At 50.1% G+C, this 2,897-nt stretch carries 9 tRNA genes, 1 rRNA gene and 2 other annotated features; all 10 genes read right to left on the bottom strand.

Annotated features, from left to right (window positions below):
- Window positions 1-59 precede the first annotated feature (59 nt).
- Window positions 60-132: transfer RNA gene (locus A5819_RS16545), tRNA-His, on the bottom strand.
- 13 nt (window positions 133-145) lie between these two features.
- A tRNA-Trp gene (locus A5819_RS16540) sits at window positions 146-216 on the bottom strand.
- A gap of 9 nt (window positions 217-225) precedes the next feature.
- A tRNA-Tyr gene (locus A5819_RS16535) sits at window positions 226-306 on the bottom strand.
- Between the two features lie 3 nt (window positions 307-309).
- Window positions 310-382, bottom strand: a tRNA-Phe gene (locus tag A5819_RS16530).
- Between the two features lie 17 nt (window positions 383-399).
- Window positions 400-473, bottom strand: a tRNA-Asp gene (locus A5819_RS16525).
- A gap of 9 nt (window positions 474-482) precedes the next feature.
- A tRNA-Val gene (locus tag A5819_RS16520) sits at window positions 483-555 on the bottom strand.
- 12 nt (window positions 556-567) lie between these two features.
- A tRNA-Glu gene (locus A5819_RS16515) sits at window positions 568-639 on the bottom strand.
- A 15-nt stretch (window positions 640-654) separates the two neighbouring features.
- Window positions 655-743: transfer RNA gene (locus A5819_RS16510), tRNA-Ser, on the bottom strand.
- 46 nt (window positions 744-789) lie between these two features.
- Window positions 790-863, bottom strand: a tRNA-Asn gene (locus A5819_RS16505).
- Between the two features lie 10 nt (window positions 864-873).
- A 5S ribosomal RNA gene (gene rrf / locus A5819_RS16500) occupies window positions 874-989 on the bottom strand.
- Window positions 990-1,097: 108 nt separating this feature from the next.
- Window positions 1,098-1,967 (bottom strand) — a sequence feature (23S ribosomal RNA rRNA prediction is too short).
- A gap of 1 nt (window position 1,968) precedes the next feature.
- Window positions 1,969-2,701, bottom strand: a sequence feature (23S ribosomal RNA rRNA prediction is too short).
- Window positions 2,702-2,897: the final 196 nt, after the last annotated feature.

Here is a 2,897-nt window from a genome sequence, read left to right as displayed (position 1 = left end):
GCTGTGTTAACCACTTCACCACAATCGCCATAAAACATATCATAAAATTTAAAACTAAGGGCGACTGATGGGGATCGAACCCACGCATGGCGGAACCACAATCCGCTGTGTTAACCACTTCACCACAATCGCCATAAAATTTTAACAGGGATAGTAGGAATCGAACCCACAATGACGGTTTTGGAGACCGTAGTTATACCGTTTAACTATATCCCTACTATGTAATGGAGGAAAGTGGATTCGAACCACTGAACCCTAAGGAACGGATTTACAGTCCGTCGCGTTTAGCCACTTCGCTATTCCTCCAAATGGCGCAAGACAGAATCGAACTGCCGACACACGGAGCTTCAATCCGTTGCTCTACCAACTGAGCTACTGCGCCAAAAACTATAATAATAACGGTCTGGACGGGACTCGAACCCGCGACCTCCTGCGTGACAGGCAGGCATTCTAACCAGCTGAACTACCAAACCGTAATTTAATGGAGGTTGACGGGATCGAACCGCCGACCCCCTGCTTGTAAGGCAGGTGCTCTCCCAGCTGAGCTAAACCTCCAATAAATATAAATGACCCGTACGGGAATCGAACCCGTGATACCGCCGTGAAAGGGCGGTGTCTTAACCGCTTGACCAACGGGCCAATAGAAACTTAATACGGAGAGTAAGGGATTCGAACCCTTGAGACAGTGTTCACCGCCTACATGATTTCCAATCATGCTCCTTCGGCCACTCGGACAACTCTCCAGAGTTAAAAGAAGCAAAGCCTACTCATATATCCTATATTAAGGAACTCCGGCAGTAGGACTCGAACCTACGACATCATGATTAACAGTCATGCGCTACTACCAACTGAGCTATGCCGGAATAACAACTAGCGTGGCAACGTCCTACTCTCACAAAGGGAAACCCTTCACTACAATCGGCGCTAAGAAGCTTAACTTCTGTGTTCGGCATGGGAACAGGTGTATCCTTCTCGCTATCGCCACCACACTGGGTGTTGTTACTATTAAGTTGAGTGATTATTCACTCAAAACTGGATTGAAGTAGTAATCAAACATTCCGAAAATACTTTTTTATTTCGTTTCTTTGGTTAAGTCCTCGACCGATTAGTATTGGTCCGCTCCGTACATCACTGCACTTCCACTTCCAACCTATCTACCTGATCATCTCTCAGGGGTCTTACTTTCTTAAAGAAATGGGAAATCTCATCTTGAGGTGGGCTTCACACTTAGATGCTTTCAGCGTTTATCCCTTCCCTACATAGCTACCCAGCAATGCCCTTGGCAGAACAACTGGTACACCAGCGGTAAGTCCATCCCGGTCCTCTCGTACTAAGGACAGCTCCTCTCAAATTTCCAACGCCCGCGACGGATAGGGACCGAACTGTCTCACGACGTTCTGAACCCAGCTCGCGTGCCGCTTTAATGGGCGAACAGCCCAACCCTTGGGACCGACTACAGCCCCAGGATGCGACGAGCCGACATCGAGGTGCCAAACCTCCCCGTCGATGTGGACTCTTGGGGGAGATAAGCCTGTTATCCCCAGGGTAGCTTTTATCCGTTGAGCGATGGCCCTTCCATGCGGAACCACCGGATCACTAAGCCCGACTTTCGTCCCTGCTCGACTTGTAAGTCTCGCAGTCAAGCTCCCTTCTGCCTTTACACTCTGCGAATGATTTCCAACCATTCTGAGGGAACCTTTGGGCGCCTCCGTTACCTTTTAGGAGGCGACCGCCCCAGTCAAACTGCCCACCTGACACTGTCTCCCACCACGATAAGTGGTGCGGGTTAGAGGGTTCATAACACAAGGGTAGTATCCCACCAGCGCCTCCTCCGAAACTAGCGTTCCGGATTCATCGGCTCCTACCTATCCTGTACATGTGGTACAAACACTCAATATCAAGCTACAGTAAAGCTCCATGGGGTCTTTCCGTCCTGTCGCGGGTAACCTGCATCTTCACAGGTACTAAAATTTCACCGAGTCTCTCGTTGAGACAGTGCCCAAATCGTTACGCCTTTCGTGCGGGTCGGAACTTACCCGACAAGGAATTTCGCTACCTTAGGACCGTTATAGTTACGGCCGCCGTTTACTGGGGCTTCAATTCTGAGCTTCGCCGAAGCTAACCCATCCTCTTAACCTTCCAGCACCGGGCAGGCGTCAGCCCCTATACTTCATCTTTCGATTTTGCAGAGACCTGTGTTTTTGATAAACAGTCGCTTGGGCCTATTCACTGCGGCTGACCGAAGTCAGCACCCCTTCTCCCGAAGTTACGGGGTCATTTTGCCGAGTTCCTTAACGAGAGTTCGCTCGCTCACCTTAGGATACTCTCCTCGACTACCTGTGTCGGTTTACGGTACGGGCAGTTGTTTTCTCACTAGAAGCTTTTCTTGACAGTGTGACATCAGGAACTTCGGTACTATTATTTCCCTCCCCATCACAGCTTGTCCGTAAAGAGTAAAGCATTTGACTCTACTCAAGACTTACTGCTTGGACATGCACTTCCAGTCGCATGCATTCCTTAGCCTCCTGCGTCCCTCCATTGCTCAAACAAAAACAACTGGTACAGGAATATCAACCTGTTGTCCATCGCCTACGCCTATCGGCCTCGGCTTAGGTCCCGACTAACCCTGGGCGGACGAGCCTTCCCCAGGAAACCTTAGTCATACGGTGGACGGGATTCTCACCCGTCTTTCGCTACTCATACCGGCATTCTCACTTCTAAGCGCTCCAGCCGTCCTCACGATCGACCTTCAACGCCCTTAGAACGCTCTCCTACCATTACACCAGAGGTGTAATCCACAGCTTCGGTAAACTATTTAGCCCCGGTACATTTTCGGCGCAGGGTCACTCGACTAGTGAGCTATTACGCACTCTTTAAATGGTGGCTGCTTCTGAGCC

This window comes from Enterococcus sp. 7E2_DIV0204, assembly GCF_002140855.1.
In the GTDB taxonomy this organism is placed as follows: Bacteria; Bacillota; Bacilli; order Lactobacillales; family Enterococcaceae; genus Enterococcus_L; species Enterococcus_L lemimoniae.
This window is presented reverse-complemented; position numbering and strand designations above follow the sequence as displayed.